The organism is Bradyrhizobium septentrionale (genome assembly GCF_011516645.4).
GTDB classification, from domain to species: domain Bacteria; phylum Pseudomonadota; class Alphaproteobacteria; order Rhizobiales; family Xanthobacteraceae; genus Bradyrhizobium; species Bradyrhizobium septentrionale.
The window spans coordinates 5,275,753-5,302,550 of record NZ_CP088285.1; the positions used below are offsets into that span (position 1 = coordinate 5,275,753).

Below are 26,798 nucleotides of genomic sequence, written 5' to 3' on the forward strand. Positions count from 1 at the left end.
GGGCGAACGGGGGGCGGACGCCCCGCCGGTCAAGGACCGAGCGGCAGCAGCGCGCCTGGCAAGCCGCGGTCGGCTTCGGGACAGGCCGCGGCAAACGCAAGGCGAATGCGGCTCGTGGTCTCGACCACACGGGCAGCGAGTTTCAAGAGCCGAAGACGCAGCGTCGCGAACTCGGCAGTGGCCAATTCCCGGACTTTGGGAATCGCGTCGCGCACGGTCAGCATCAGCCAACAAGCGGCGGTGTGGAGAATGAGGCGGACTTGATTGGCGAGCGCCGAACGGCAGCTGGTGCGATCGGAGGCGAGCTGTGTCTTATGCAGCTTGATCAGATTCTCGGCTTGGCCGCGCGCGCAATACAGGCTGTCGTAGATCCACTCGGCCGAGCCGACATCGAGGCTGGTGACGACGAGACGGATGTCGAGGCCGAGCATCGTCGCCTCGGGCGACGGTGCGTCGTTCGCGATCCCAGGACTTTGCCTTGTGGCGCGTCTCGGTATAGCTATCCATCCATGCGTCGACCAAAGTGTAGGTCAGTCGGATCACGTCGCGCAGGCGCGGAGCATTCTCCAGCCGCGACAGCGTCGGTTGGGAACACAGATCGCGACCCGTGTCCGGCAGCCGTCCGCAGGCCAGCTTGAATGCGGGATCGGACCGCAGATGATCGGGGTCGTCGGCGTCCTCGTAGCCGCAGCAGATCGCGAAAATGCGCGCGCGGAACATATCGACAAGGCTGTGCACGACCCGCGTCGGATCGCGCCGATCCGGGAACACCCGGGCCAAATTGTCGGCCAAGCCGAGACGCCGCTCGGCCATCGCCAGAAGCATCACGCCCCCGTTCGAGGTCAGCCGACCGCCATCGAAGGCAGCTGTGACTTTCCTGGCGTGAACGGCTGGAAACGAGAAGGGCAGAATCGTATCATCGGTCATGGCGGGCCTGGTGTTCGCGGCTGAAGGTGATGGGGTTGGCTTTATAACCGAATCCTACGCCGCATCAGCGCTTTACACCACGCTCGCCAGCCTCTCAGGCGCCCTCTGACGAATAAGACGGGCTAATCTCGAACCTTTGAGAAGCGCCTCCTTCGGCTCGCGGTCGATTAAGTTGACGATGCCCCGCTGCCTCCAGCAGCACGCCAGCCGCGATGGAATTGCAACCCACGGTGATCCGGGTTTTCCTGTGAATCGGGGAGAAGCGCCCTTCGTCAGCTACTCGTCAGCCAGCCAGTCTATGCAGACTGGCTGCGCATTCTCGACTTCATCGGAGGTGGAATATGACGGGCATTGGCCGAGCTGGCAAATCGCACGTTGGGCCCGCAGGAGCCGACAGCGCATGGGGATCGAGCAGTTCGAGCCCGGAGCCCGGTCCCGCCCCTGGGGAAGGCGGGCAATCTTTCGACTCCGTCGTGGAGCGGATGCGCTCCGGGCCTCGAGATAGAGCGGCTCCGCTCGTGAGCCTGCCACCAGCTTCGGCGGTGGCGGTCCCGATTTCCTCAAGTGGCGACGGAATCAAAGCAGCGAAGCAAAAAATGCGCAGCCTGCTTGAGGGCCTTGATGCTTCTAAAAATGCAGCCATGCAAGCCCGGAATCCGTCGGAGGCGCAAGAGCTGATCGATCAAGTCGTCAAGGCAGGCTCGGAAGTTCTGGACTATTACGCGAGCTTTCCCCCGGACATGGCGCGCGAGCTTCTTTCCGACGGTCAGGCTCGCCAAGTCCGCGCCGAAACTATCGCTGCGGGAGACGAATGCAACATCGTGGCCACCTGGATTGTCAACGACCTGGAGGCGAACAGGAGCAAAGCAGCAGCCGTGCTCGACCGGATGCGAGATGCCGGCGCTCCGCCCGGCCAGCTGGGCCGGGCGGTATCCAGCGTGGCGAAGCATTACGAAGCCTGCTTGGATTGGTGGGGAAAGAAGGTATTGCGCTCGGAGCGGATGCAGTCCGTCTATGCGGCCACCGCCAACTTGCCAAGCACCACGTCCAAGATGCGGGAGGAGGAAGAGGCCGCGCTACGCCAGCGTACCGGCTGGGCACTTAGTACGAAGTGCATGTACCTGGAATCGCGCATCGCTCTCGCGCGACTCTTGATCGAGTCGAAGGCGGCCACGTTCGGCCCAGCCGTGAACGACGCCCTCATGGGTGAGGACGGGCGGGTGCGACTGCTTGGGACCTTTATCACGGATTTTTTTCCGGCATTCAACTCGACTTCCGATGCCGTTCTGCAGGGAGCGGCGCTCGACGCAGACCACTGCACCGTTCTGGAAGGAGTCATGGAGCGGCTTTCGGAATTTGCCTCAGGGGTGCACGGCATCGTTACCCGACTAAGGGACGCCGGAACGGATGCCGACCTTCCGTTGGAACTGTTGGGCCAGATCGCGGAAGGTGCATGGGTCACCGCGGACGACGTCACGCGTCTTTTGGACGTGCAGCCAAAGACGCCCGCCATGCTTGAGCCGCCGGCCCGGACTGCCGTAGTGGTTGAGGGGGGCGCGGCGCGGAGGAAGGGGAAAGGCAAGCGCGCCCCGGCCGCAGGCGAGCGAAGTTCGGCGGCCGGGCTGCGCGAGCCGCAGCTCGCCACGCCCGACGCTGCCACGGCCCCAACAGGCAAGGTGATCGTACTCTCGGATCTGGGTACGAAGAAACTCGCGAGCGCGGAGGAGGCAGACGCGAGGGCGTCATCGTCGGCGACTGGGCACCTGGAGATATTGCAGGCTCCGCCCTCCAGGAAAGCACTGAGCGGATTACTCGAGCGAATGGACGAACTTTTGCAGTTCGATCTGCCGGCTCAGCAAAGCGCCGTCTCGCAAGCGCGCCAGATGAAGCCGAGGACGCCGATCACGTCGTGGATCTCATCGTTAAGCGACTGCAGACGCAGGCCTCCGAGATTGAGGCCAGTGTAGTCGCGCTGGAGGAGCCTCGCCGACGTGTCCTACTCACGCCTGCGCAAGTGCCGGAAGTGCATGACAAAATAACCCGGCTCAAGGCGATGTTGTCCGAGGTGCAGGGACAGGCGAACTCTTTGAAGGCAAAGGCGGCGATCACGATCGACTGCATGAAGACCTACGCGTTTCCGTCCCAGAAGTATCTTGAACAGTTGCGGGCGGCCGGGGAGCTGGCGTCTGTGAATCCACCGCGCGCCTTGAAGGATGATCCGGGGACACTGTTCGAGATCAAGCTGCAGCCCAAGGCCCTGCGCAATGGCGCGATGCCAAGCCCGATGTGGGTGCACATCCATACCAAGCGGCCGGTACATGCCTGGCAGTTGGCAACGCTGAGCGATGCCGAGTTCGCCGCTTGCCACGTGAAGTCCAATGACCAGCGCGGCTACAATCAGGATTGGCAGAGCGCTCGAGCTGCGACGGGGCGCGAGAATGTCGTGATCCACCGCGGCAAGCTCACGCCGGCGTTCTGTAGGTCCTTATTGCGCACCGCAGCTGGCGGCCAGCCGTGGTATCCCCTTCCCGAGGCGGAGCACGCGTCGATGCAGTTCGCGCGCCTCGGGATGTAGTTACCTGGGTGTCTCGCGCCGGAGCGCCGCTGTGGTGACACGATCAAGTTGGCCGTTATCACCGAGAGGAAATCCTCGATGAGCTCGAAGCCGGCGCGAACTCCTCGAACAGATCGACAACGGGGTCCGATTGAAATTCGATCGGGAGCGTCGTGACCACGACTTCCTTTCGCTTAAGCAGCTGAACCGTCAAATGCCGGCGATGTGTCGGCTCAAGTCCAGGCACATACGATCAGCGCTCCTGGCCTTCATCTTCGAAAGTGAGTACAGATGAACTTCGTCTCAATGAATCGCGTGCGTCAACAAACGGATAGCGTGGACGCGCAAGATGCCTCTCCGGCCAACTCGTCGGCAGAGGCGGCGGCCTTTCAGCGGCAGCTGAGCGAGGTCGCTGTCCCGTCCTCTCCCGTGCTCATGCAGGCCCGCGCCCATCAAGCGGATGCATCGCGATCTGAGGCGCGGCCCATCATGCGGGCGAGCGGGCAACCATATACGCCGGCTCCGCACGGTGAATGCGGTGGAACGATGCTGAATGCGTCGGCGCTGCCGCTCGGCCATGCAAATTTGGTTTTCGCAGGTAGCAGCATGGATCCTGTTTATTCCGAAGATGCGTCTCTTATTGAGCGGCTCGGGCCGGCACTCTTCAAGGCTGGGGCCTCCGAGCGCACCGTCAGGCGCAATGTACGTTGTCTTCTCGGATTGGGGCATTGGCTCGTAAAGAACGGAAAGCCGGGCATTGATGCCCGGCTTTACGAAGAGTCGCTGGACAAGGATGCCCAGGAGTTTGGCAAGCAGGAGGGGCAGGCCGTCGCTACGCCACTGGATCATCTTCGAGCCGCCCAATCGCCGGGCGGCATCGCGCCGATTGCAAGCCGGGTTGAGCTGAATCCCTATCCCCAAGATGCGGATCTCATTAACAGGTACAAGGAAGATGCAGCGTCAGGCACCGCCAACACCGTCAGGACCTATGCAACTCTTCTTATCGATTTCAGTGATTACCTCCGTGAAAACGATAAGCCCGGCATTGCTGCTCGACTTGGCGACGGCTCGCTGGATAATGATGTCAGCCAGTATAAGGAGGCGGACCCCCGTGGCCGCAGAAAAGCCGGGGCCGCACTGGCTCATCTCCTGAGGTCGCCGGCGGGTGCTAGAGCGATCGACCTCCGGCGTCATATTCGCTCCGTTCCTGATCTCGAAGAGGCGGTTCGCGCCGAGCCGAGGCGGACCCGGGCCGCGACTGCGCAGCACAGCGGGTCGAACGGAGCTATCAGCTGGCCGGAGACTCTGCCTGCGAACCAGCAGGATCTGCTTTTGGAGACGATGGACGGACCCAGCTCCTCGCCGCCTCTCGAGACAATCGCGCACCATCAACAAGCAGCGGATGCCGGAGGGTCTTTTCGTGACTTGAACTTGCCCCGCGACGACCATGGGGTTCCACCGCCGCATGGCCTGGCATTGGATCCTGCAGAGTCCCTGAACTGGCGCCACCATGACGACGAACTGACGGATAAACGTCACAGGAACCCGCTCGGGCCAGGCGAGCAGGTTCTCGTCAACGATGAGCATGATATAGGGGAGTTGAGATCAGCGAAGAGGCAGAAGACGCTAAGCAATCCGCAGGGCGTCGCCGTTGAGCGGCAGCTGATGCAGATGCCATCCCATCAACTGGCGGCGGCACCTTCGCAGATGCAGGCTCTGATGCCGTCGCCGGACGAGCTGATCGGCGAGCAGCTCCCGGGCGAAGACGCGGAGCTCTTGGCGAGGTTTCGTTTAGACGCCGAGCGGCGCAAGCTCACCCCAGGCGCCATCAAGAACGGTGTTTCCGGACTTGGGGCATTTGTTCGCTGGGTCAACGCAAGTCATGGGGGGTCCGTAGCTTCTCGGCTGCGAAGAGGTGCAACGCTGGATGAGGAAATTGCGGCGTACCGGAGCTTGGGCCGTGACCCCCAGCGCCGCATTACATCGGCTCTGGATGTTCTCCGGCGGCTCTTGCGTGGGGGTGAAGAAGCCGAAGCTCCCGAACCCCGCGTCCTCGGTGCCCCACGTCGCCTGGTTCCTCATCCAGAAGATGCGCCCCTCATCGAGGGCGCGCTGAGCCAAGCTCTGAAAAATCTTAAAACTGCGAAGGAGAAGGGGTCTGCGCAAAAGCGGGCGACACGTCTTCGTGCGCTGAGTGCGTGGCTCAAAGGGAATCGCAAAGGGAGCATCATCGGGCGACTTAACGGCTCTAGCAAGGAGCAGTTAACGCTGGACAACGATGTGCTCGCGTTCCAACGGACTGGAGGCAGAATATACGGTCCCGATTTGTCGCATCTTCGCAGCTACTTAAAACTCATCGAGGCGAACCGAGAGCTGGGGCTGCCAGGCCCTGAGCAGCCGAGCTCGCCGGCCGCGCAGGGCGATCGGCATCCCGGCTCGGCGCAGGATCTTCCCTCAACGCTGGCAAGCCCAAGCGCGGGAGCTTGGGTTTGGTTGGGTGAACAGCTGCAAGAACCAGCATCACCATCCAGGCCCCCGTCACATGCTAAGGGCAGGCTTGAGCCATCTGTTGATCTGAATGCGCCGACGCCGTCCGAGCTGCGCGACGATGCTCACTTTGCGCCGGCGCCTGCTGCCAGGGCTCGCTCAGACACCTACGGCGGTCTTGAGTCTTTTGTTGATCTGGATGCGCCGACGCCGTCCGAGCTGCGCGACGATGCTCACTTTGCGCCGGCGCCCGCTGCCAGGGCTCGCTCAGACACCTACGGCGGTCTTGAGTCTTTTGTTGATCTGGATGCGCCCACGCCGTCCGAATTGCGCGACGATGCTCACTTTGCGCCGGCGCATCCTGCCCGGGCTCGTTCAGACACCTACGCTGGTCTTGAGCCATTTGTTGATCTGGATGCGCCGACGCCGTCCGAGTTGCGCGACGATGCTCACTTTGCGCCGGCGCATCCTGGCAGGGCCCGCTCAGACACCTACGCTGGTCTTGAGCCATTTGTTGATCTGAATGCGCCGACGCCGTCCGAGTTGCGCGACGATGCTCATTTTGCGCCAGCGCATCCTGCCCGGGCTCGTTCAGACACCTACGCTGGTCTTGAGCCATTTGTTGATCTGAATGCGCCGACGCCGTCCGAGTTGCGCGACGATGCTCATTTTGCGCCAGCGCTCCCTGCCGGAGCTCGTTCAGGCACCTACGCTGGTCTTGAGCCATTTGTTGATCTGAATGCGCCGACGCCGTCCGAATTGCGCGACGATGCTCACTTTGCGCCGGCGCATCCTGCCCGGGCTCGTTCAGACACCTACGCTGGTCTTGAGCCATTTGTTGATCTGAATCCGCCGACGCCGTCCGAGTTGCGCGACGATGCTCACTTTGCGCCGGCGCATCCTGCCCGGGCTCGTTCAGACACCTACGCTGGTCTTGAGCCATTTGTTGATCTGAATCCGCCGACGCCGTCCGAGTTGCGCGACGATGGTCACTTTGCGCCAGCGCCCGCTGCCAGGGCTCACTCAGACACCTACGGCGGTCTTGAGTCTTTTGTTGATCTGGATGCGCCCACGCCGTCCGAATTGCGCGACGATGCTCACTTTGCGCCGGCGCCCGCTGCCGGGGCTCGCTCAGACACCTACCGTGGTTTTCCATTGGTTGATCTGACTGCGGCCACGCCGTCCTCCGAATCACGCGACGATGCTAATTCTGTACGGCCGTTTCCGAGCACCTCCGCTAATGCTCAGATCGGGGCTTTAGATCCGACAGCCTCGTCCCACGGCCACGGGCTGGTGCTCGAGGACACGGAATGGCTGGGCGACGAGCATATCGACAGGGATTACCGGCTCCAGGAGCAGGATTTGCGGAGGAACCATCCGGATCTCGCCGCCCGGACGCGGTTCGTGAATCCCCTCATAGTCCTAAATTATCTGCGCTCTAACGACGATGGCTTCGTGCGAACCGAATTCCAGCGCATCGTCGATGATGATAATGGTAATGATGCAGCCGACTTCCTGTTCCTGCCCGTGATTAATGCCGATCCTGAAGATCCTAATAGCCTCGGCAACCATTGGTCGCTGCTGTTCGTTGATCGCAGCGACCGGGGCCGGCCGGTCGCCTATCACTACGATTCCTACGGCGGACTCAACAACAAGGATGCAGAACATCTCGCAGGTAGGCTGGACCTCCGCCTGGAGCCAGCCCGCATGGCCCAGCAGCGGAACGGGTATGATTGCGGTGTCTTCGTGGTGGACGGGACGCGGGCGCTGGTTAGGCAATTGGAGCAAGGACGGGAACCACACCTGCTGAACCTCAGCAACGTAGTTGCCAATCGGCAGGCACTGCAGAACCGACTCAGGGGCTGATGTCGGCTTGTGCGGATAGAGTTGGCTGGAGCGGCTCTCGCCCGACACCAGTCGGACTGTGTGCGCGGGAAACTGGGGTGCACGCCGAAGGCGAACATTATCAGTGGAGGGCGAAGCGCGCGAAGGCACGAAGATGCCGCTCGGCCTTGACCAGCTTGTAACCGAGCGTGCGGCGAAGGGTGATGTAGCGGTCAGCGTCCTCGCTCAACATGGTAGCCTCCGGCCCCAGGGCTGCGCAATCTCCGACAAGAGGCCGATGTCCACCTTGGCATAGAGCGCCGTGACCGATGGGGAGCGGTGCCGCAGCACGGCGCCGACACCGGCAAGGCTGGCGCCGTTGCGCAGCATGGTCGTCGCGGCGGAGTGGCGCAGAACATGAGCCCCACGATGGATGCTTTTGACGCCAGCCCTATCGAGGGCACGGCGCACGATGCATTTCACGGCGATGCGGCTGAGCGGCCTGACGGGCGCAGCACTCGTCAGGAAGACCCGCGTTGTCGCGACGCGCGGCCGTGCCCGCTCGATATAGGCGAGGATGGCATCGCCAATCTCCTGAGTCAGTGGCAGGCGCTCCTCGCGCCGAGCCTTGCCGGCAAGGGTTATCCTGCCAGTCACCCAGTCGATCTCACCGAAGGCCAGATTAGCGACTTCGCTTGCCCTGAGGCCCAAGTGGGCAAGGAGCAGAATGACGGCCCGATCGCGCAGCCGATCCTCGCCGTCACAAGCGGCAGAAGGCGGCCGATGTCGGCTTGCCCGAGGAAGCGTGGCGTCGTCGCCAACTGCCAGTTCGCGAAGCTCGGAACAGCCTGTTCCCGGCCGACCGGGCACTGCCCGGTCGCCACAAGATATTTGAGGTAGGCGCGCGTGGCGACGGTGATGCCTTGCGCCCGTCCGCGTCCGTGCGGCTTCGCGCGATCGAGCGTAACCGGCATGAGGCCTCCACCTCGTCATGGCGCGGTTCGCTTGGGATACAGCCTGGGATGAGCTGATGGGTGGAGGTGAAGCGATGGCAAATGCCATGCTTGATGCCAGGCAGGAAGGTGACTCTTATCGCCGCGTTGAGGTGATCACTGGGGAGCGCCGGCGGCGACGGTGGACGCGCGAGGAGAAGGCCCGGATCGCGGCGGAGAGCTTTGAGGAGGGGACGAACATCTCCGAGGTGGCGCGGCGCAATGGTGTTTCCCGCGGACTGCTCACGGTGTGGCGACGCCAGGTAGCGGCGGCGATGGCCGGCAAAGCCCAGAACTTCGTGCCTATCCAAATTGGCGCCGAGAGCGATGGCGGGAGGGCTGGCGAGTCCGAGTGTATTTCGCCGGGTAAGATGAAGCCCTTGGAGATTGCCGCGCCGCCGGCCAAGGTCTGTGGAGCGGTCGAGATCGAGGTGAACGGGGCGCGCATCCGCGTCGAGCCGGGCGTGGAGCTGGCGACGCTTTCGATGGTGCTATCGGCGCTTCGAGGGATCCGGTGATTGCGCTACGGTCAGACCTCAAGGTGGTGCTGGCGGCCCAGCCGGTCGACTTTCGTAAGTCGGTGCATACGCTGTCGGCGCTGGTGAGCGAAGCACTGCGCGCGAACCCATATTGCGGCGACGTCTTCGTGTTCCGCAGCAAGCGCATGGACAGAGTGAAGCTTCTGGCGTGGGACGGCAGCGGCATGGTGTTGGTAACGAAGTGGTTGCACCAGGGGCGTTTCACCTGGCCACCGATCCGCGACGGCGTTGTGCATCTCAGTGCGACGCAGCTTGCGATGCTACTCGACGGCCTCGAGTGGACGCGTGTGTCGCCCAAGCCTGTGAAGCAGCCGGTCATTGTCGGCTGAGAAGTGAGGATTTCGCTGGAGCGTGGGTCACACGGATGTATCGTCTGATCATGGCGATTCGCCCCGACGCTCTTCCGGCCGATCCAGCAGCTCTGACCGAGATGGTGCTCGCGCTTGACGCTGAGAACGAGAAGCTGCGCGTAGCAATGCAGACGTTCAAGGACATGATCTTCGGGAAGCGCTCGGAGCGGCTTGCCGCGCTCGTGGCCGAGCAGCTCGCACTTGAGCTTGGCGACCTTGAGACCGGCGTCACGCCGCCTGCAGCTGCCAACGACGATGCAGCCGCGGCAAAGCCGCCCGGCAAACCACTGCGGAAGAAGGCGCGCCGCAACATCGGCGCGCTGCCCAAGCACCTGCCGCGCTGCGAGCAGGTGCTGGAGCCGGAGGCGACCGCATGCCCGTGTTGTCAGGGCCAGCTTCACAAGATCGGCGAGGACGTCAGCGAGGTGCTGGACATCATCCCGGCGATCCTGCGGGTGTTGCGGACGGTCCGTCCCAAGTACGGCTGCCGCCGCTGCACCGATGGTGTGATCCAGGCGAAGGTGCTGCCGCGCCTAATCGAGAGCGGCATGGCCTCGACGGCACTCGTGAGCCACGTGGTAGTCTCGAAGTTCGCCTGGTATCTGCCGCTTTACCGACAGGTGCAAATTCTGGCCGGCCAGGGTGTCCATCTCGACCGGGCGACGCTCGCCGGCTGGGTGAAGCGAGCGGCCTGGTGGCTCAGGAGCCTCTATGAGCTCCAGCTGCGCACCATCCAGGCTGCGCCGCGCCTGTTCTGCGACGAGACGCCGATGCCGGTGCTCGATCCCGGACGACATCGCCCGCGCATCTGCCAGTTCTTGGCGCATGCGATGGATGACCGGCCATGGGGCGGCCCCTCGCCGCCGGCGGTGGCCTACGTGTTCGCCGACGGCCGCGGCACGGCGGAGATCGCCAGACAGTTGACGGGCTTTTCCGGCATTCTGCAGGTCGACGGTTATGCGGCCTACAAAGCGCTCGCCCGCGATCATGGCGACGCGATCCAGCTCGCCTTTTGTCTCGCCCACGCCCGACGCAAATTCGTCGACGTGTATAAGACGACCCAGTCGCCGTTCGCTCGCGAAGTGATCGAGCGCCTGCAGGCGGTCTATGCCATCGAAGCAGAGATCCGCGGCAGCAATGCCGAGCAGCGGCTGGCCACCCGCCGCACCAGGTCCGCTCCATTGATGGAGGCGCTCAGGACGCGCCTGACCACAATGGTCGGCCAGCTCTTCTCCCAATCGAAGCTGGCGGAGGCCATCAACTACGCACTCAATCACTGGGACGGGTTGACGCTGTTTCTCCGCGACGGCCGTGTCGAGGTTGACAGCAACACAGTCGAGCGTTCCATGCGCCCGATTGCGATGGGAAGACGCAACTCATTGTTCAGCGGCAGCGAAGGCGGCGCCGAGAGCCGGGCGATCCTGGCGTCGCTCGTGAACACGGCAAAACTCCATGAGCTCGACCCGCAGGCCTACCTGGCCGATGTGCTGGAGCGCATCGTGTCCGGGCGAACCAAGAGCCATCAGCTGCACGAGCTGCTCGCCTGGAACTGGAAGGCGGCGCGCCGGCGCACACCGCAGGCAGCGGCATGAGCCCACGTCGCCATAAAGCAGCATCGTCGATGCCGTCAGCCGCGATGCCGCTTGCGGACCTCGAGCGATGGCTCCAGGCTCGCATCGATCGCCATCCTGCCGCCACTAGCATTCCCATGCTCGACGGCTATGCTGCCGCGATCGTAGCCGGACCGGTCTCGATGAGCCCGCTCGATTGGATCTGCCCGCTGCTCGCGATCGATGCCGACGCGTTCAACCATGGCGGCACGCCGGAGTTCGCCGCGATCTCCGCCGTTGCGCTGCGCCACAACGACATCAGCAACACCCTCTCGACTGCCCCCGATCGGTTCGAGCCGATACACCGGCGCAACCCCAATGGCGACGTCGATCCGCGTCCCTGGTGCCAGGGTTTCCATGCCGCGATGCGGCTCAGGCTGTCGGCGTGGGCGCCGATGCTGGACACCAGCAATGTCAATCACGGCCTGCTTCTGCCCATTCTGTTGCACTGTCGCGACGATCAGGGGCAGCCGATGCTCGGATCCCCCCGAAGCGGCCGCGAGACTGCCGACTTTCTGCGTAACGCCTACGCCGATATTCCAGCGGTCGTCGAGGCCATGCGCCAATATTGGATGCCGATCCGCTACCCACGCGCCCGCTGATCTCCGCAGACGTGGGAGCTCATACCGGTTACGATCGAGCACGAAGCCGCGGATCGCGGCGGCTGTGTACGGGGCGGGATCGGTGCCGAGCGACGCCAGCAGGTCGACCAGGATCGCCTGATAGGTGTCGAGCGTGGAGTCCTTGACGCCGCGCTGCTCCCGCATCCAGCGACGGAAGGCGGCCAGTGACGGCCAGCTCTCCTCCAGCGACGGCCGCCGCTCCGGCGGCAGGACGTTCGTCTCACGCAGATAGGCGATGAACAGCGCGGCGGCGCCCTGTGGCGCACGAGTTGTCTTGCTACCCCGGAATACCGACGCCGATGCGGCGAAGCCGGCGGCGAGCGTTTCGATCTCGAAGCCGGACGCGCGGACCCAATCGGCCCACAGCGCGAGCAGGCGCGCCATCTCTGTTACTGTCGCCGGTGTGTATTTCCGCAGCGAGAGCGAGTCCTTGAAGTCATCGACATGCGGTTGCAGCCAGTTGATCCGGACATCAACGCTTCGGCGATGTCCGCGCTTTCGTTTTGTCACCACGTTTTCCTTCGAGTTGCTTGTTCACGTCGGGAGCGCCCGGCGCGTCGAGCAAATCGAAGGTTTCGACCCCATTCCATGCGATAGGCGTTTTGCCCACTGGATCCGAACCCGACGTGTCCGTGGAGACCCGTCGGGCGCGGCGTGTGTCGTTGGGTCGGAGCATGCTGGCCGTAATGCCGGAGGGCTGACGCGCCGGCGGCGCCGAACGTGCTGAAGAGGCGCCGACCGCCAGCGTCGTTCTCTGCCGACAATGCCGGCGAAGCCCCCGATGCGCCCTCTCGGCTGGTCTGGCGCCGCTCCGGACTTGGCCTGCAACGGCTCCGCCGACCTTCTTCCCCTGCGGCCGCGCCGCATTCCTCGCGCAACAACAAGCTCGGCTGCGCCGTCCTCCGCTGACGCTGCGGCCCGAGGGTGCAGACGTCCGGTCCGTCGCTTCACGACCGCCATCGAGGCCGCATCGGGCGGCTTCGGCCAACTCTCAGGAGATACGACAATGGCTCAGATCGGCACCTTCATCCGCGACGAAAACGGCTCCTATGCCGGCACGATCAAGACCCTCACCCTCAACGTCAAGGCCACCATCAAACCCTGCGACCGTGACAACGACAAGGCGCCCGACTATCGCGTCACCGTCAACGGTGTCGAGTTCGGCGCCGGTTGGAGCAGGACCGCCCGTGAGACAGGCGCCGAGTACCTCTCGCTCAAGCTCGACGATCCGTCCTTCACGGCTCCGGTCTACGCCTCCCTCGTTCAAGCCGACAAGGGCGAGCACAAGCTCATCTGGTCGCGATGAACCGGCGAAGGGCGCTCCGCTTCCAGCGGGGCGCCACTATTCAAGCACATAGCCCAGCGCGCGATAACCCGCCCGTCGCTTCGCTCCCATCCGGGCCAGAACCGGGACGGTATTATCGACATAGTCGACGACCAAAACATCTTTCTTGCCATCATGCTGGCTATGCAGCCGGCCGACATACTGTGCCAATGTTCCCTTCCAGGCGATCGGCATCGTCAGGAACAGCGTGTCGAGTCGAGCGTCATCGAAGCCTTCACCGATGTAACGGCCTGTTGCGAGTATCAGACGCTCATCATCATCAGGAACATTCAACACCGTGTTGGCTGTTTTGCGATCCTTCGCGGACATACCGCCGCGCAGGACCACGAGATTTTTCACGGATGGCGAGAATCTCTGACGAAGATAATCGAGATGGTCTTTTCGTTCCGTCAGAACGAGTGCATGGCTCTGATCTCGCTTCGCGTCCCCGACGAGGTCGCGGCGGAGTTCTCAGTCCTTGCTGCTACCCGGGGCGGCAAGTCCGCCCTGCTGCGGCGTCTGATTGCTGATGCCCTAGCTGCGCCAGCGCCGCGCATATTGGCGTTGCCGGTCGGACGGCCGGAGAAGGTGACGGTACGATTCCGCGAGAGCGAGATGCGGCAGCTCGCGGAGGTTTCACATCAGCGCGGCATGACGCGGACCGGCTGGATCGTCGCCTGGTGCGCTCACGATTGGGGTCGCCAGTGCAGCATTCCCCGAACGAGCATGAAGCGCTTCGCGCGATCGTTCGCGAGCTCAACCGGATCGGCGGCAACATCAACCAGATCGCGCGTGCGGCAAACACCAGTGTGTTGCAGGGCAGGGCGGTTGAGCCTGATTTTCTCGCAATTCGAGAGGCCAAATTGGTCATTGAAACTGAACTCGCGCGGCTACGTGATGCGCTGCATGGGAATGCGGATTATTGGGATGGGCGGCGATGAGTCGGTGCTCCTCCCCTCGGTCGCGCGACTTGGCCCCCGAACTTCCGCCGATCTCGTACGTCTGGGAAACGCCCAATCGGCGCCCTCGGCGGGCCGAGTGGGATATCCCCGACCCGGTCGCCTTACGCCGGCGATGCGTGCCAAGCTCGAACGCATCGTGCGCCGAGCGCCAGAGGTGATGGTCAAAATCACCGGCCGGACCAAGAGCGTGGCTCATCTCAAATCGCACCTCGCATACATCACGCGAAACGGCGAACTCGATGCGGAAACAGAGCAGGGCGCGTCACTGACGGGTCGGTCTAGATTGAAGGATCTGCAGCAACGATGGGAGGATGATGCTGTTCTTGACGACAAGCGCCGCCGCGATGGGGCGCTTTCGATCAACATCATTCTGTCTATGCCGGCGGGAACTGACGCGATTGCGGTCAAGGATTCGGCGCGGGCGTTTGCGATCGAGACGTTCGATGGCAATCACGACGACGTCTTCGTCCAGCACCTCGACGACAAGCATCCCCACGTGCACTTGACCGTTCGGTCGCTTGGCCATGACGGCAAGCGCCTCAACCCTCGCAAGGCGGATCTTCAGGCCTGGCGGGAGCGGTTTGCTGGCGAGCTCCGGCTTCGCGGGATTGCGACGGAGGCAACGCCGCGGCGAACCCGCGGACGGGTTCGAAAGGCTGATCGCGGGCCGGTGCTCGCTTTGCGCAAGCGAAAGATCAGGCCCGATGTCGACCGATTCGCCCGCACGGATGTGCTTTCGGAGGTGAGGGGCGGCAAGGTTGTGAAACATCCTTGGGACGAAAAGATTATGTCACGTCAGGATGCGATCCGGCAGCGATATCTCGACTATGCCGCCGAGCTAAAGCGCTCTGGAGCGGCAGCAGATCACGCCCTCTCGCGCCAGATTCGGCAATTCGTCAACGACATGCCTGCTGTCGAAACCCGTCGGCATGCGCTGAAGAATGAGCTTTCGGAGCTTGCCAATACCCGCCGCCGCGGCGCGGAGCAGGGCGTCGATGCAGAGGGGCGCCACCAAACAAGAGGCAATGACCGGACCAGATGAGCGAGCGTAGGATGTCAATCGGCGTTCAATTTGAACGCCGATTGACAGGCTGCACGCCGACCATTTCACGCTGCCGCACACCGTGCGATCTTCACGGCGGTAGATGCGTGCTGCCTCAACGGGCCGCGCCTCAGCCTCTCGCTCGAGCGCCAATCGTCAGCTCAAGGATGATGTCGATTGCAGGATCCATCTTGAGGCAGCCCCACAGAGCAATGAAAATATCCCTGCGGGACTCTTGGGAAGTCTCATTGTTCTAGGCCACGCTCTGCGAGCAGCCGGTGCATGACCTCGCCTTTTATCTCGCCAGCGATTTGGTTTCGGACTTGGGCTCCGAGCACCCGCTCGGCATCGACGTCGCCTACCAGACCATGTTCGGCCAGTCGCTGATCCAGACGGCTTTGAAACTCTTCGCCCATGGCTTCGACGAGCCGGTCCTGCATCGCTGCATGTTCGTCCGGTGCGATGCGCCTCAGCACCGTCTCCCAAGGTTGCCAGCGGGTTGCCATATAGTCGGTGAATTGGTTCGCTTCCCGCTCCCGGACCAGGTCCAGTGCCTCCGTCGCATCATCCTCGCTTACGCGAGAGACCGCCAGGAAGCGCATGTCAGGGGCGACGTGACTGAGCTCCAGCGGCTCGCGCAGCCGATGTTGATAGGCCAAGTAGACTTCCACGTCGTCTATGTCTGGGTCGAGGCTGAGGAGCGAGTTGACCCTGTCGCGCGCGATCTCATCAAGCGCCTCCAAGCGGAACGCAACACGGCCGCGCTGGATCAGTTCGCCAAGACGATCGTCATAGACGCCGCCCTCGACATCAGCGTTGAGGCGCGCGGTCTGCATACCGTTCCAGTGCAAGGTAACTCGATCCTCGCAGCTCGCGTTGGCCTCGGAAGCCTGTGCAAAAAACTGCTCGCGCAATCTCGGATTGGCCGCCGCCTGCCGCAGATCATCAGCCACTCTCTGCCGAAACTCGTGATTGCCATAGTTAACGGTCTCTCGTAGCCTCTCTAGGAACCGTGCGTAGTCCTGGGCGCCGGGCTCATCCGCAAAGTGCAGCCATTCGGCCAGTGCCGAGGGGGCGTCTCCCAGCCAGTGCGCGGCAGCCTCATATAGAGATTGCTGCGCAAGCTGAGGTGGCGCTTCAGCCGCCGCCAGATTAGCGAGGACGTCGTCCGGCAGCGGGTTATCCCCGAACTCGAGGTTCTCCAAATGCGGGTAGCTGAGACTAAGATTCGGTACAAGACCCTCAAGAAGATCCTCAGGCAGGCTGGTCAGCCGGTTACCGCTGAGATTGAGTGATTGGAGCGTGCTCGGAAGGGGGGCGAGGAGGTTGGCCAATTGATTGCTGCTGACATCGAGTTCAATAAGCCCCGATGGGAGGGAGTCGGGGAGGTCGGTAAGCTGATTGCCACTAACCGCGAGCGAGGTGAGCCTGCTCGGGAGAGCGTCCGGCAGGCTAGTTAGTCGGTTGTCGCTTGCGTTCAGGATCTCGAGCCCAGCCGGAAGGTTGGCCGGCAGACTGGTCAAGCTGTTATCGGCCACCTCCAGCCGAGAGAGGGTCGCCGGAAGAGCGTCCGGCAAATTGGTCAACCGGTTATGGCTAATGAGAAGATGCTGAAGACCGGGTGGGAAGCTAGAGGGCAGGCTGCTTAGCTCGTTGTGCCTGGCGCGCAGTTCAAGCAATCTTGGCGGCAGGGCGGCGGGCAAAGCGGTCAGGGAGAGGGAGGACAAATCCAGCAAGTGCGAGCCCGCGTTGTCCGAACCCCTAATTCGTGTGCGCCCCTGTCGCCGATTCTCGGCTTCGCCCTGCCCCTCTTCGGCAACCCAGTTGTCGAGGATCTGCGCGCGCGCGGAGGCCGGGGTCCGATATCCTGTCATGGCTTCGACCAAATCCGCCACGGCTCGGCTGAAGCCGCTGAGGTAACTTTCCTGCTCCCCCTCTTCAGAAGCGTCCGAGGAAGAACCTGCACTCCACTGTGCCTGTCCTGTGTTCATCAATTTCTCCATCGTCAGAACAAGAATGCCCCCGCTTCTCAAGGTCGCGAAGCAGGCTGGTTGTCATGATCATTCGAGAGCCAGCATCATTCGAGAGCCAGCGCACGTGCGCTGCGGCTCCCGCCCGACTCGAGCCGGTACAGGTTCACATGAGCCCAAACGCGGCAAATGGATCGCTACTGCTGCGAGGCTTCCTGCCATTTCGTTGACCAGATTAAGTCCCGGAGGACCGTCAACGTGGCAGCGTTCTGCCCGTAGCAGGCCTACCTGTCGATCAGCTGACGAGTGTCGCTGCAGAACCCCGGGTCGCTCGGTTGCCAGCGGTGACAGAAGTAAGCCCGCCTCTTTATTCCGAGGATGCTCGCCTTATTTCGGGGCTTGAGGAGGTCCTCCGCAATGGAAGCAGCGCCGGCGCCCGCTGCCAGGGCTCGCTCAGGCACCTACCGCGGTTTTCCATTGGTTGATCTGACTGCGCCCACGCCGTCCGAATCACGCGACGATGCTAATTCTGTACGGCCGTTTCCGAGCACCTCCGCTGATGCTCAGATCGGGGCTTTAGATCCGACAGCCTCGTCTCACGGCCGCGGGCTGGTGCTCCAGGACACGGAATGGCTGGGCGACGAGCATATCGACAGGGATTGCCGGCTCCAGGAGCAGGATTTGCAGAGGTACCATCCAAATCTCGCCGCCCGGACGCGATTCGTGAATCCCCTCATCGTCCTAAATTATCTGCGCTCTGACCACGATGGCGTCGTGCGAACCGAATTCCAGCGCATCGTCGATGATGATAATGGTAATGATGCAGCCGACTTCCTGTTCCTGCCCGTGATTAATGCCGATCCTGAAGATCCTAATAGCCTCGGCAACCATTGGTCGCTGTTGTTCGTTGATCGCAGCGACCGGGGCCGGCCGGTCGCCTATCACTACGATTCCTACGGCGGACTCAACAACAAGGATGCAGAACATCTCGCAGGTCAGCTGGACCTCCGCCTGGAGCCAGCCGGCATGGCCCGGCAGCGGAACGGCTATGATTGCGGCGTCTTTGTCGTGGACGGCACGCGGGCGCTGGTTAGGCAATTGGAGCAAGGACGGGAACCACACCTGCTGAACTTCAGCGACCTCGTTGCCAATCGGCAGGCACTGCAGAACCGACTCAGGGGCTGATGTCGCCGTGCGCGGATAGCTCGTCGACGATGCCGCCAACGTCATCCTCTCCGCCGTCGGTTACAACTTCCGCCACATCCTCGCCTGGCTAAGGGCTCTTTGGTACCTCTTCCTGGCTGCCTTCTTCTCAGTCACCAGCCACCGCACACCACTCAAATCGGCTTCTTAACCGACGCGCCGCGACGACGACGATATTGAAGATCTACTCCGTCTCAACTTCCCCAAAAGCCGCAGCGCCGAAAACCCGGCCTGATATAACATAATCTCTCGTCCAGCAGCGAATCCACTGGCTCTCGTAGGGGCCGACTGATTCTATGCGAGATTCAATGTGACGAGAAAGTCGCGCTTACGTTCAAGCGGCACCAGCGGCAGTTGCGCATCCTGCGCAGCCGCCTGGGCCGGATCATCCGCGACATCCGCCGCAAGATCGAAGGCCAGGATGCGCTCGAAGTGGCGTTCGCACTCTCGTTGAGCCGGGCCACGCAGAACCGCTCGCAGCAGCAGCGCCCGCGCGGCTGGAAGCTGTATTCCTTCCATGCCCCCGAGGTGGAGTGCATCGGCAAGGGCAAGGCCAGCGCGCCTTACGAGTTCGGCGTGAAGGCTTCCATCGTCACCAACAACCGGCCTGCTCCCGGCGGCCAGTTCGTGCTGCACGCCAAGGCGCTGCCCGATAACCCTTACGACGGTCACACTCTGCGGGACGTCATCGACCGAACCGAGACACTCACCGACGTTGCCGGACGACATACACCAAGGCTCACCCGCGAGGCATGTTGGCGCCGTGCGAGGCATCGCAGTCGACATTCGCACCGCTGGTCGTGGAAAGCGCGTTGGAGGAGCGTCAGGTTCCGGCGATCAAGCTTGAGATCGCGATCGGCGATGTCGTGCTGCGGACGGACACAGCCATAGATGGCGAGCAGCTGTCCCGGGTGATCCGCGCAGTGCGCGCGTCACGATGATCGCGGCCGTTGCCGATCTGAAGATTTACATCGCGACGCGGCCGATCGACTTCCGCTGTGGCCACGATGGGCTTGCGGCGAAGGTGCAGGAGATGCTTCGTCTCGACCCGTTCAGCGGCGCAGCCTTCGTGTTCCGATCGAAACGAGCACAGCTCGTTTCATTGTACGTCCCTTTGTCAGATTCCGGGCAGACGGATCATCTTATCGTATTGATAATCAATGTAGTTTTTCGGTCGACGTTCGATCACGCGCTGCACCGCTATGCGTACTGCTTCCGAACTCAGCGTGTCGACGGGGACCAACCATTGCGAGCCCTTGATTGCTTGTGTTGCCGGCAAGATGCCCTTCAGAACCAGGCTCTTTGCAGATCCGACGCAAATTCCAAAGTGGACCGCAGCCTTCGCGAGGCTGATCATTTTGCCGTCGGATGACGCGGGGTCGTATTCGTGATAGGCTGGCGCTTTCCAGCTGAGCTTGTAGATTTGAACATTCCTCAGGACCACAGGCATTTTGATGTCGGCAGCGCGCAGCCAAAGAAAGACCTGCCGGGCGCTGCCGAGCTCGCGGAACTTCGTGAAGACGCGTCGAACCACTCCCGCCACATGTTCGTCGGGATCGATTTCGATCTTGCCGAGTTCACTCCAACAAAATCCGGGTGGTAGCATGAAGCGGTACTCGCCGCGCTGGGCCTTGGAGGCTCGAGCGGCGATTCCACGTTGGCGAAGCAGGCTCAGCTCATACTCCGACATCGTCCCCTTCAGTCCGAGAAGCTCAAGTGATGCCAGTCGCGTCCATTGCGCGCCAGCCGCGATGCCTCGATGCAATAGACGGTACCGACATCGCCCGAGCACACCATCGCCACAAGCCGCTCAAATCCGGGCCGCTGAGTGCTGCCGGAACCTGAGCGGCCAAGATCGTCGTCAATGACCGTCACCGACTTAAATCCGGTGGTTTCCGCGGCCTTTGCCAAGTCATATTGCCGCCGCTGGCTTTCGAGATTCCCCGTGACTTGGGACATTGTCGATTGGCGAACATAGACGACGGCGGTGCGGCTGAGGTGATCAGGCGTGATCTTGATACTCATGGTCACCTCCCGGCATCTGAGCGGTCTGGACGCCCGCCGCTTCCAGCAACAGATCAGCGAGCGCCTGGACCAGACCTTTGGGATTGGCGCTCAGCGGGTTCTGGGGAATCCGGTGACCCAGATCCAGACACAGCTGCATCGGCTCGCGATATTGGCTTTTTCTCCGCACGTCCCTTCTCCCTCTTCACCGAAGGACGGGATCGTGCGCTCGACGCCTGATTCGTTCCGAGAAGCTTCAGAACAACGGCAAGTTCGTTGAGCCCCTCAATACTGACCTGCGGCGGTCCAAGCGCCATGCCGGAGCGATAGCTTTTGTCAATCCAGTTGGGTACCTCACGACTAAACCCACGGCGTTCCTCCGTGTAGATGCACTTCAAATCCTTGCCGCGTCGGAACGGTGCGACTTGAAGCGTTCGTCCAAAAAGGGGATGCCACGGATATGCGATTGTCGCGCTTCGAAGACTGTATGCAGAATGTCGGGCGTTGGGCGGACCGGATCAAAATTTTGGTCTGGGATCGAACGGGCCTGGTGTTGGTGCACAAGCGTCTCGAAGGTTGCAAGTTCGTTTGGCCAACGATCGCAGACGGCGTGATGCGCATATCGCCGGCGATGTTCGCAGCCCTGTTCGAGGGGCTGGATAGAAGCGCGGCGTCCACAGGTCGCTGGATAACTGCGGCAGAATGACTCGGAAGCTATTTTGAACGTGGCACGCGCGGCGACGATGTGCTCGAAATAGCGCATGAGCATCGCGGCACTACGCGACGAAAATGAACAACTGAAAGCGCTTTTGGCGCAAACGCAAGCGGCCTTGAGCGAGCATCAGGCGGCGCTGGCGACGTCGGAAGAGTCGCGGCGTCGGTTGGAGGTCATTCTCGGCGAATTGCGACGCGAGAAGTTCGGCGCGACGTCCGAGAAGCTGCGGCCAGATCAGTATCACTTACCGCTGGAAGACGTGGAGATCGCGCAAGGCATCCTGGACGCGGCGCAGGAGAGAGCCGAGGCTGTGATCAAGGGCCGATCGCGGAGCGTGCCGGATCAAGGTTCTCATCGCAATCGCGGCTGCTTGCCTGCCCATTTGCCGCGGGTGGAACGGATCATCGAGCTTGCGAGCACGCTCTGTCCGTGCGGTTGCGGCGCCATGACGAAGATCGGCGAGGACGTCAGCAAACGCCTCGACGTGATCCCGGCGCAATGGCGGTGTTGGTCACGCGCCGCCCGAAATACATCTGTCGCCACTGCTCGGGCCCTGTCGTGCAGGCGCGCGCACCGGAGCGCGTCGTGCCCAGCGGGCTGCCGACCGAAGCGGCCATTGCGCACGTGATCGTCTCCAAGTTTGGCGACCATACGCCGTTTTACCGTCAGGCCGAGATCTATGCGCGCCAGGGCATCCGGCTTGATCGGGCGACGCTGGGCAACTGGTCCGGCCGCGCCTGCTTCCATCTTCAGCCCATCGCGAACCACATGCGCCGCCGCCTGGCCATGGCGGATCGGCTGTTCATGGACGAAACCACGGCGCCGGTGCTCGATCCCGGGCGAGGCCAAACGAAGAAGGGCTACTTCTGGGCGATCGTCTCCGACGATCGAGGCCACAGCGGCCCAAGTCCGCCGATCGTGCTGTTCCGATATGCCCCCGGTCGCAGCGGTGCCTTTGCGGAGCAGTTCCTGGATGGCTTTTGCGGACGCTTCCTGCAGTGCGATGCCTATGAAGGTTATGACCGGCTAACCGAAGTCGCTCGACCGCAAGGGCCGTGGACGCTCGTGCATTGCTGGAGCCATTGCGCCGGCGCTTCGTCAAATTGGCCCGTAACACCAAATCGCCGATCGCCGAGGCCGCCGTTCGGCACATCGCACAACTTTACGCCATCGAAGCCATGGTCCGCGGCTCATCGCCGGACATCCGGCTGGCCGCGCGCAAGGAGCACTCGCTGCCCATCATAGCCGCGTTAAAGCCGTGGTTCGAGAAACGGATATCTGGCGCCCGGATTTGGGTGAACGAGTGCGCCCAACCGGCGCGAAATCCTACGTGGTGGTTTATAGGGCGGGCGCCGGCCGCGGGGCGCCCATGCGGCGTTACACTATCGCGGCGGTTGGAAAAATCGCGCCTGAGCGGGCTAGAACGCGCGCCAAGGTTATTTTGGGGGCTGTGGCACATGGGCACGATCCGGCGGGCCAGAAAACTACTGAGCGGGGAACGCCCACGGTGGCTGAATTGGTCGACCGTTTCATGGTTGACCACGTGCGAGCGAAACGCAAGGACGGGACGGCAGAGTTCTACCGGGACGTCTTGGACCGCATTGTTAAGCCGGCCTTGGGCACCGCTAAGGCCGACAAGCTGACGCGGGTACAGGTCAGCAAGCTGCACTCCTCGCTCGCCGAGACGCCCTTCCAGGCCAACCGTGTTTTAGCGGTGGTTGGTAGCATGTACGCCTTCGCAGCTCGGACCGACATCGTCGCCGAAGGCACCCATCCGGCGCGCGGCATCGAAAAATTTAAGGAAAGCCGCCGCGAACGTTTCCTGACTAGCGATGAACTTGAGCGCATTGGAGGTGCTATTCGGGAAGCGGAAACGGTCGGCATTGCTTGGACGGTGGATGAAACGAAACCTACTGCCAAACATGTCGCAAAGGAGAAGCGTTCTACCCGGATCGCACCGTCTGCCGCGGCCGCGCTGCGGCTCCTCCTATTTACCGGCTGCCGTTTGAGGGAAATCCTGCATCTGCGGTGGCAACATGTAGATATTGAGCGCGGCTGTTTGTTTCTGCCTGACAGCAAGAGTGGCCGAAAAACGGTCATTCTAAACGCGCCAGCCCTTTCTGTACTGAACAATCTAGAGTGGATTGGGCCCTATGTCGTTCCCGGCGACGACCCGGAAATGCCACGCCACGATCTGAAACGGCCGTGGGGTGCCATCACCAAAAGGGCCGGCCTAACCGGTGTTCGGCTTCACGACTTGCGGCACACCTACGCAAGTTTCGGTGCTGGTAGCGGGCTAGGATTGCCAATCATTGGCCGGCTGCTTGGCCACACGCAAGCGGTCACTACGGCGCGGTACGCACACCTTGACAATGATCCGCTTCGGCGAGCATCAGAATCAATTGCAGGCCAAATTGCAGCGGCATTAGACGGCAAACGGCCGCCGACGGTGACGCCCTTTCGACGCAAGGCCGCTCGATGGAAGATGCACAGCTACAACTAGACGGCGTCAGACCCCTTATTCGTTATTCGCCTCTCAAAGCAGGCCGGCGCACGGACTTCGCTGCGCACCGAGTAGGGAGCAATACCGAAAGGGTGAAGCCTTTAAAATATGCCAGCTATTAGGCTACGATGAGACGACCGGCGTAACCGCGGCGAATAAAAAGTGGAAACCAAGGCTCGCCATCAACAACGCCCGGGCACCATAACGCAGTGAACGTAGAGGTTGAAACGTTCCATAGCGTGACTGTACGGCCTTCTGAGTTTCCGTAGCCGAGCGCGTTTTTAACTAAAATTGTGAGCCAAAATTCCACGCCATGGCTCATTTTTGACTCGTCCGGCGCAGTAGGCGCAGCGCTGCCAACAGCGCGGTGAAGAGCATCGTTAACAGCAGGATTGCGACGGTGGCTTCGCGGATGTCGTGGACCTGCCAGCCATACCCTCTGGCGTCCACGGCTTCGCCTGTCTGTCCCATTACCCAGGGTACGATGTGAGTAAGGCCGGCGCCTACATAGAACAGGATACCGATCGCCGGCAGCTTGAGGCTCAGCTTTGAATACGGCCGGAGGTCGCTGCGGCGCAGGTAGAGCGCGAAGACCTGGAAAATCAGCCATGAGGTGAGAAGCCAGCCAACATAGTTGGTAAGAGGAACACCGAACACACCGCCGCCGTTGTGCCATATCCAGACCTTGGCGATAGTTGCGTTGGGGGCATCTATCACAAGGTCCCATTGAGTCATCACGAACGCCGCGACGACGGGCAGGGCGATCAAGTTGAAAGGACGATCGAGCTGATGGTCGGCGCCATCAAGCAGAACAGACGCGACCGTCCACGAAAAATAGCCCGCGCCGAACCACAGGGGTCCGACGACGATCGGAATGAGGCCGACATGCGGTAGACCCGCACCGACCTCAAAATGATAGACGCCGAATGGAAAGCCCGTGGCGGTGCCGAGGTTCTCCATCGCAAACGAAATTGCATTGCAAGCAACGAACAGAATCAAGGCGCGTCGCGCCCCATAAGCAAGGGCGGCGTGGGCTAGTGCGCAGGCAATGAAAACTACCGCGAGCGCTTGCGCGAACGGAGTTGGATTCCAGGAAAACCCGATTGCGGCAGCAAGAATACCAGCGACGAACAGCCAAAGCACGGTATCCTGCTGCGCGGCGTGTCGACTGCGCGCCACGTTGTCTGGTGTCATTGTGTGTGATCCGTTGAGCGAGCGATCAATGGCAACGTTATTGGCTCATTTTCAACACTGCAATCTGCGTGGATCGGACTACGAGCTGCGATGTCCAGTTAGCGTACGGCCGTGCATTTCCCGTGCCCCGGGCACGACCTCACTACTAAACAATTGATTTTATTAGCGTAAAAAGCAGACCCGCAGCCTTCACACGGGGAGAGGTCCAAGGTTCGATCCCTTGTGCGTCCACCATTTCCTCTTCCTTCAGCAGATCGATCAGCGCAGCGGTGGTCTGACCGCCGTTCGCCCCGCATTCCCCTCATTGCCGGCGGCGGTGCGGTGCCGATGACGGCTTGGCGGTGCGCCGGCTGAGTTCGCCGAGCAGATCGCGAACGGCGCCGTCGAGTTCGTCGGGCGGAGTGGCGTAATCGGCCTGTTGCGTGCCGGTCGGCCGATACCGGCCGCGCGCGGAGATGTCGTCATTGGCGGCCCGCGCCTTCGGCGCGTGAACGCGCGGCGGTGACCGGCGCCGGCGGCGCGAGATCAACTCGCGGACGCCATATCCCGATGCGAACCCGATCCCGGCGACGAGAACGACAATCAGAAGCTCCAGCATCGTGCTGTCCCCAATCACCTTGCCGCAATGCAATAAGCGCGACAATGCGGCAGGGGCTTGACCGGGCCGGTTCCTTTTCACGGTATCGAACAGAACGCCGCCCCCACGGAGTCCTACGGTGTTTTATTCGCGAGCCTCCTCGGCTACCTTCCCGGAACTCGCGGAGGCCGGGACGTCTCGATGCGCAAGGGCAATGACTACATTCTGAAGCTGCGGCCGTGGTCGTTGTCGACGTTCGTGGTCGCCCTGCTGGCCGTGGTGCTGGCCACTGCGACCCAGGAGATGTTCGCGAGCTTCGGCATGCAGTTCTATTTTTTTATCGGGATCTATGTCCTCCATTGAAGTTTGGATGGCGCCCATTCCAGCTTCTCGCAAAAAGTTCGCGAAATCCCCAGAAAGCTGCGCGGCGTGCTCGTGCGCCTTGATCGGCTCCGCAAACTTCAGTCCATCAAATGAAAGCGACGTTCCGACGAACGAGACATCCACAGCCTCGGGCTGAAGCTCGCGCAGGGTCTGGTCATCACCGAGGCCTACTATTGGGATCTCAACGACCGCACTCGCGCCTTCGGCAAGCGCTTCTTCGAGCGCATGAAGCGGATGCCGACGATGAACCAGGCAGCGACCTACAACGCCACCCTGCACTACCTCAACGCGGTGAAGGCCGCCGGAACCAAGGAGACCAGGCCGGTGCTGCCCCCGCGTCGGCAACCGATAGGGCCTTCATCGAGAGTTCACCGACGACCATCGGCTGCGCAGAAATTAGCGATCTTGATCGCAATTCTCAAGACGCGTTCTCCTCTTCGGCGCCGTCGGCGCTCGATGCCGATCCCGACAAGACGGTGCTGTTTGCGCGGGGCCGTTTGAAGGAAGCCAAAGGAAGCCAGAAGGTGGTTTGAGCATATTGGCTGGAACGTCCCGCCCCAAAACGAACGGGGCCGACGGATACTCCAGTGGGGCGCCGATCATGCTTGCCTCGCCTCGCCGGGTAACCCGATGCGATCGGTGCGCCGTTGGTGCCGATGCTGGGCACCCTGGTTGACGCGAGAGCAATTGGAAGCGGTCGTTGCGGACACGAAGAGCAGCAACAAGCTGTGGACTCCGGACCAGTGCGCGACTGCTCATAGTACCCATTCGCGACCGTCAAGCCTTCGGCTTCCGGTTCATCGGAGCCTGCGACGACCCGAACTACAAAGTTCGGCTCGAGCTGAAGCGAGTAAAGTACGCCACCTATTCGCGTAACTACCGAAATCTCATTCCGTCATCACCCAGGTTCCCGCATAGCTCACGCTGCCTGAGCGGCTCAGCTTGGCGCTTACGCCCCATTGCGGAAATGGTCGGTTTTAAGGGCGCGCGCCGTAAACCTTCGTATCGTTCCGT

21 protein-coding genes and 9 pseudogenes are annotated in these 26,798 nt (G+C 62.1%); 20 read left to right on the forward strand and 10 right to left on the reverse strand.

Annotated features, from left to right (window positions below):
• Positions 1-29: 29 nt before the first annotated feature.
• A pseudogene (locus HAP48_RS26930) lies at positions 30-927 on the reverse strand (transposase).
• A 341-nt stretch (positions 928-1,268) separates the two neighbouring features.
• Here HAP48_RS26930 and HAP48_RS26935 point away from each other — a divergent pair.
• Together HAP48_RS26935 and HAP48_RS26940 are read left to right on the forward strand one after the other, a co-directional pair.
• A pseudogene (locus HAP48_RS26935) lies at positions 1,269-3,502 on the forward strand (hypothetical protein).
• A gap of 270 nt (positions 3,503-3,772) precedes the next feature.
• Positions 3,773-7,834: a Ulp1 family isopeptidase gene (locus tag HAP48_RS26940; RefSeq protein ID WP_166208703.1), complete on the forward strand. Its 4,062-nt coding sequence runs from the start codon at positions 3,773-3,775 to the stop codon at positions 7,832-7,834.
• A gap of 204 nt (positions 7,835-8,038) precedes the next feature.
• On the opposite strand, the gene HAP48_RS26945 is transcribed toward HAP48_RS26940, so the two are convergent.
• Positions 8,039-8,662, reverse strand: a complete 624-nt coding sequence (locus tag HAP48_RS26945; RefSeq protein ID WP_224496616.1) for a tyrosine-type recombinase/integrase — start codon at positions 8,660-8,662, stop codon at positions 8,039-8,041.
• Between the two features lie 178 nt (positions 8,663-8,840).
• Here HAP48_RS26945 and tnpA point away from each other — a divergent pair, with 178 nt between their 5' ends.
• The 5 genes from tnpA to HAP48_RS26970 all read left to right on the forward strand — a co-directional run bounded on the left by tnpA (position 8,841) and on the right by HAP48_RS26970 (position 13,212).
• Positions 8,841-9,302 (forward strand): IS66-like element accessory protein TnpA, encoded by a 462-nt coding sequence (tnpA, locus tag HAP48_RS50175; RefSeq protein WP_166208700.1) that lies wholly within the window; start codon positions 8,841-8,843, stop codon positions 9,300-9,302.
• A complete protein-coding gene (gene tnpB / locus HAP48_RS26955) occupies positions 9,299-9,652 on the forward strand; it encodes an IS66 family insertion sequence element accessory protein TnpB (RefSeq protein ID WP_166208697.1) in 354 nt (117 codons plus the stop codon). Before tnpA ends, tnpB (HAP48_RS26955) begins: the two co-directional genes overlap by 4 nt.
• A gap of 50 nt (positions 9,653-9,702) precedes the next feature.
• A complete protein-coding gene (tnpC, locus tag HAP48_RS26960) occupies positions 9,703-11,265 on the forward strand; it encodes an IS66 family transposase (protein ID WP_166208694.1) in 1,563 nt (520 codons plus the stop codon).
• 44 nt (positions 11,266-11,309) lie between these two features.
• Positions 11,310-11,885 carry a YecA/YgfB family protein gene (locus tag HAP48_RS26965; RefSeq protein ID WP_224497083.1) on the forward strand — a complete coding sequence of 192 codons (576 nt, stop codon included), beginning with the start codon at positions 11,310-11,312 and terminating at the stop codon, positions 11,883-11,885.
• Between the two features lie 1,027 nt (positions 11,886-12,912).
• The gene (locus HAP48_RS26970; protein WP_166208691.1) at positions 12,913-13,212 is read left to right on the forward strand and encodes a DUF736 domain-containing protein; all 300 of its coding nucleotides are present in this window, start codon (positions 12,913-12,915) and stop codon (positions 13,210-13,212) included.
• A 36-nt stretch (positions 13,213-13,248) separates the two neighbouring features.
• Here HAP48_RS26970 and HAP48_RS26975 read toward each other — a convergent pair whose 3' ends face one another.
• Complete coding sequence (locus tag HAP48_RS26975; RefSeq protein ID WP_224496617.1) at positions 13,249-13,590, reverse strand: hypothetical protein; 342 nt, start codon at positions 13,588-13,590, stop codon at positions 13,249-13,251.
• 344 nt (positions 13,591-13,934) lie between these two features.
• Here HAP48_RS26975 and mobC point away from each other — a divergent pair, with 344 nt between their 5' ends.
• Positions 13,935-14,171, forward strand: a complete 237-nt coding sequence (gene mobC, locus HAP48_RS26980; protein ID WP_224496618.1) for a plasmid mobilization relaxosome protein MobC — start codon at positions 13,935-13,937, stop codon at positions 14,169-14,171.
• Between the two features lie 133 nt (positions 14,172-14,304).
• Entirely contained in the window at positions 14,305-15,234 is a 930-nt protein-coding gene (locus HAP48_RS26985) for a relaxase/mobilization nuclease domain-containing protein (protein ID WP_224496619.1), read from the forward strand.
• A gap of 245 nt (positions 15,235-15,479) precedes the next feature.
• Here HAP48_RS26985 and nopM read toward each other — a convergent pair whose 3' ends face one another.
• A complete protein-coding gene (gene nopM, locus HAP48_RS26990; RefSeq protein ID WP_175612291.1) occupies positions 15,480-17,225 on the reverse strand; it encodes a T3SS effector NEL-type E3 ubiquitin ligase NopM in 1,746 nt (581 codons plus the stop codon).
• Positions 17,226-17,621: 396 nt separating this feature from the next.
• Between nopM and HAP48_RS26995 the strand changes: the two genes are divergently transcribed.
• The 4 genes and pseudogenes from HAP48_RS26995 to tnpB (HAP48_RS50895) all read left to right on the forward strand — a co-directional run.
• On the forward strand, positions 17,622-18,389 hold the full coding sequence (locus HAP48_RS26995) for a Ulp1 family isopeptidase (protein ID WP_224496620.1): 768 nt from the start codon (positions 17,622-17,624) through the stop codon (positions 18,387-18,389).
• Between the two features lie 28 nt (positions 18,390-18,417).
• Positions 18,418-18,558, forward strand: a pseudogene (locus HAP48_RS27000) (IS5/IS1182 family transposase); the annotation flags it as partial.
• Between the two features lie 173 nt (positions 18,559-18,731).
• A pseudogene (locus HAP48_RS27005) lies at positions 18,732-19,118 on the forward strand (IS5/IS1182 family transposase); the annotation flags it as partial.
• A gap of 226 nt (positions 19,119-19,344) precedes the next feature.
• Positions 19,345-19,494: pseudogene (gene tnpB, locus HAP48_RS50895) on the forward strand (IS66 family insertion sequence element accessory protein TnpB); the annotation flags it as partial.
• Between the two features lie 30 nt (positions 19,495-19,524).
• On the opposite strand, the gene HAP48_RS50900 reads toward tnpB (HAP48_RS50895), so the two are convergent.
• From HAP48_RS50900 to HAP48_RS27015, 3 genes are read right to left on the reverse strand one after another with little or no spacing between them, the layout of a single operon-like run.
• Positions 19,525-20,097, reverse strand: a complete 573-nt coding sequence (locus HAP48_RS50900) for a hypothetical protein (protein WP_420869920.1) — start codon at positions 20,095-20,097, stop codon at positions 19,525-19,527.
• 8 nt (positions 20,098-20,105) lie between these two features.
• The gene (locus HAP48_RS50905) at positions 20,106-20,432 is read right to left on the reverse strand and encodes a recombinase family protein (RefSeq protein ID WP_420869818.1); all 327 of its coding nucleotides are present in this window, start codon (positions 20,430-20,432) and stop codon (positions 20,106-20,108) included.
• The gene (locus tag HAP48_RS27015; RefSeq protein ID WP_165128171.1) at positions 20,410-20,601 is read right to left on the reverse strand and encodes a hypothetical protein; all 192 of its coding nucleotides are present in this window, start codon (positions 20,599-20,601) and stop codon (positions 20,410-20,412) included. Before HAP48_RS27015 ends, HAP48_RS50905 begins: the two co-directional genes overlap by 23 nt.
• Before the next feature lie 297 nt (positions 20,602-20,898).
• Between HAP48_RS27015 and tnpB (HAP48_RS50910) the strand changes: the two genes are divergently transcribed.
• The 5 genes and pseudogenes from tnpB (HAP48_RS50910) to HAP48_RS27035 all read left to right on the forward strand — a co-directional run bounded on the left by tnpB (HAP48_RS50910) (position 20,899) and on the right by HAP48_RS27035 (position 23,629).
• A complete protein-coding gene (tnpB, locus tag HAP48_RS50910) occupies positions 20,899-21,117 on the forward strand; it encodes an IS66 family insertion sequence element accessory protein TnpB (RefSeq protein WP_224497084.1) in 219 nt (72 codons plus the stop codon).
• A gap of 55 nt (positions 21,118-21,172) precedes the next feature.
• Positions 21,173-21,592, forward strand: a pseudogene (locus HAP48_RS27025) (transposase domain-containing protein); the annotation flags it as partial.
• Positions 21,556-22,340 (forward strand): annotated as a pseudogene (gene tnpC, locus HAP48_RS27030) (IS66 family transposase); the annotation flags it as partial. The pseudogenes HAP48_RS27025 and tnpC (HAP48_RS27030), both read left to right, overlap by 37 nt.
• Positions 22,341-22,384: 44 nt before the next feature.
• Positions 22,385-22,600, forward strand: a pseudogene (locus HAP48_RS50915) (integrase arm-type DNA-binding domain-containing protein); the annotation flags it as partial.
• A gap of 33 nt (positions 22,601-22,633) precedes the next feature.
• Entirely contained in the window at positions 22,634-23,629 is a 996-nt protein-coding gene (locus tag HAP48_RS27035; protein WP_420869909.1) for a tyrosine-type recombinase/integrase, read from the forward strand.
• 118 nt (positions 23,630-23,747) lie between these two features.
• On the opposite strand, the gene HAP48_RS50920 is transcribed toward HAP48_RS27035, so the two are convergent.
• The 3 genes from HAP48_RS50920 to HAP48_RS27045 all read right to left on the reverse strand — a co-directional run bounded on the left by HAP48_RS50920 (position 23,748) and on the right by HAP48_RS27045 (position 25,421).
• Positions 23,748-23,951 carry a phosphoribosyltransferase-like protein gene (locus HAP48_RS50920; protein WP_420869819.1) on the reverse strand — a complete coding sequence of 68 codons (204 nt, stop codon included), beginning with the start codon at positions 23,949-23,951 and terminating at the stop codon, positions 23,748-23,750.
• The gene (locus HAP48_RS27040) at positions 23,948-24,823 is read right to left on the reverse strand and encodes a carotenoid biosynthesis protein (protein WP_165128177.1); all 876 of its coding nucleotides are present in this window, start codon (positions 24,821-24,823) and stop codon (positions 23,948-23,950) included. The genes HAP48_RS50920 and HAP48_RS27040 overlap by 4 nt, the downstream gene beginning before the upstream one ends.
• Positions 24,824-25,124: 301 nt before the next feature.
• A complete protein-coding gene (locus HAP48_RS27045) occupies positions 25,125-25,421 on the reverse strand; it encodes a hypothetical protein (RefSeq protein ID WP_166208679.1) in 297 nt (98 codons plus the stop codon).
• Positions 25,422-25,601: 180 nt separating this feature from the next.
• Between HAP48_RS27045 and HAP48_RS27050 the strand changes: the two genes are divergently transcribed.
• Both HAP48_RS27050 and HAP48_RS27055 read left to right on the forward strand, forming a co-directional pair.
• Complete coding sequence (locus HAP48_RS27050) at positions 25,602-25,763, forward strand: hypothetical protein (RefSeq protein WP_224496621.1); 162 nt, start codon at positions 25,602-25,604, stop codon at positions 25,761-25,763.
• A gap of 135 nt (positions 25,764-25,898) precedes the next feature.
• Positions 25,899-26,129: pseudogene (locus HAP48_RS27055) on the forward strand (ABC transporter substrate-binding protein); the annotation flags it as partial.
• Positions 26,130-26,798: the final 669 nt, after the last annotated feature.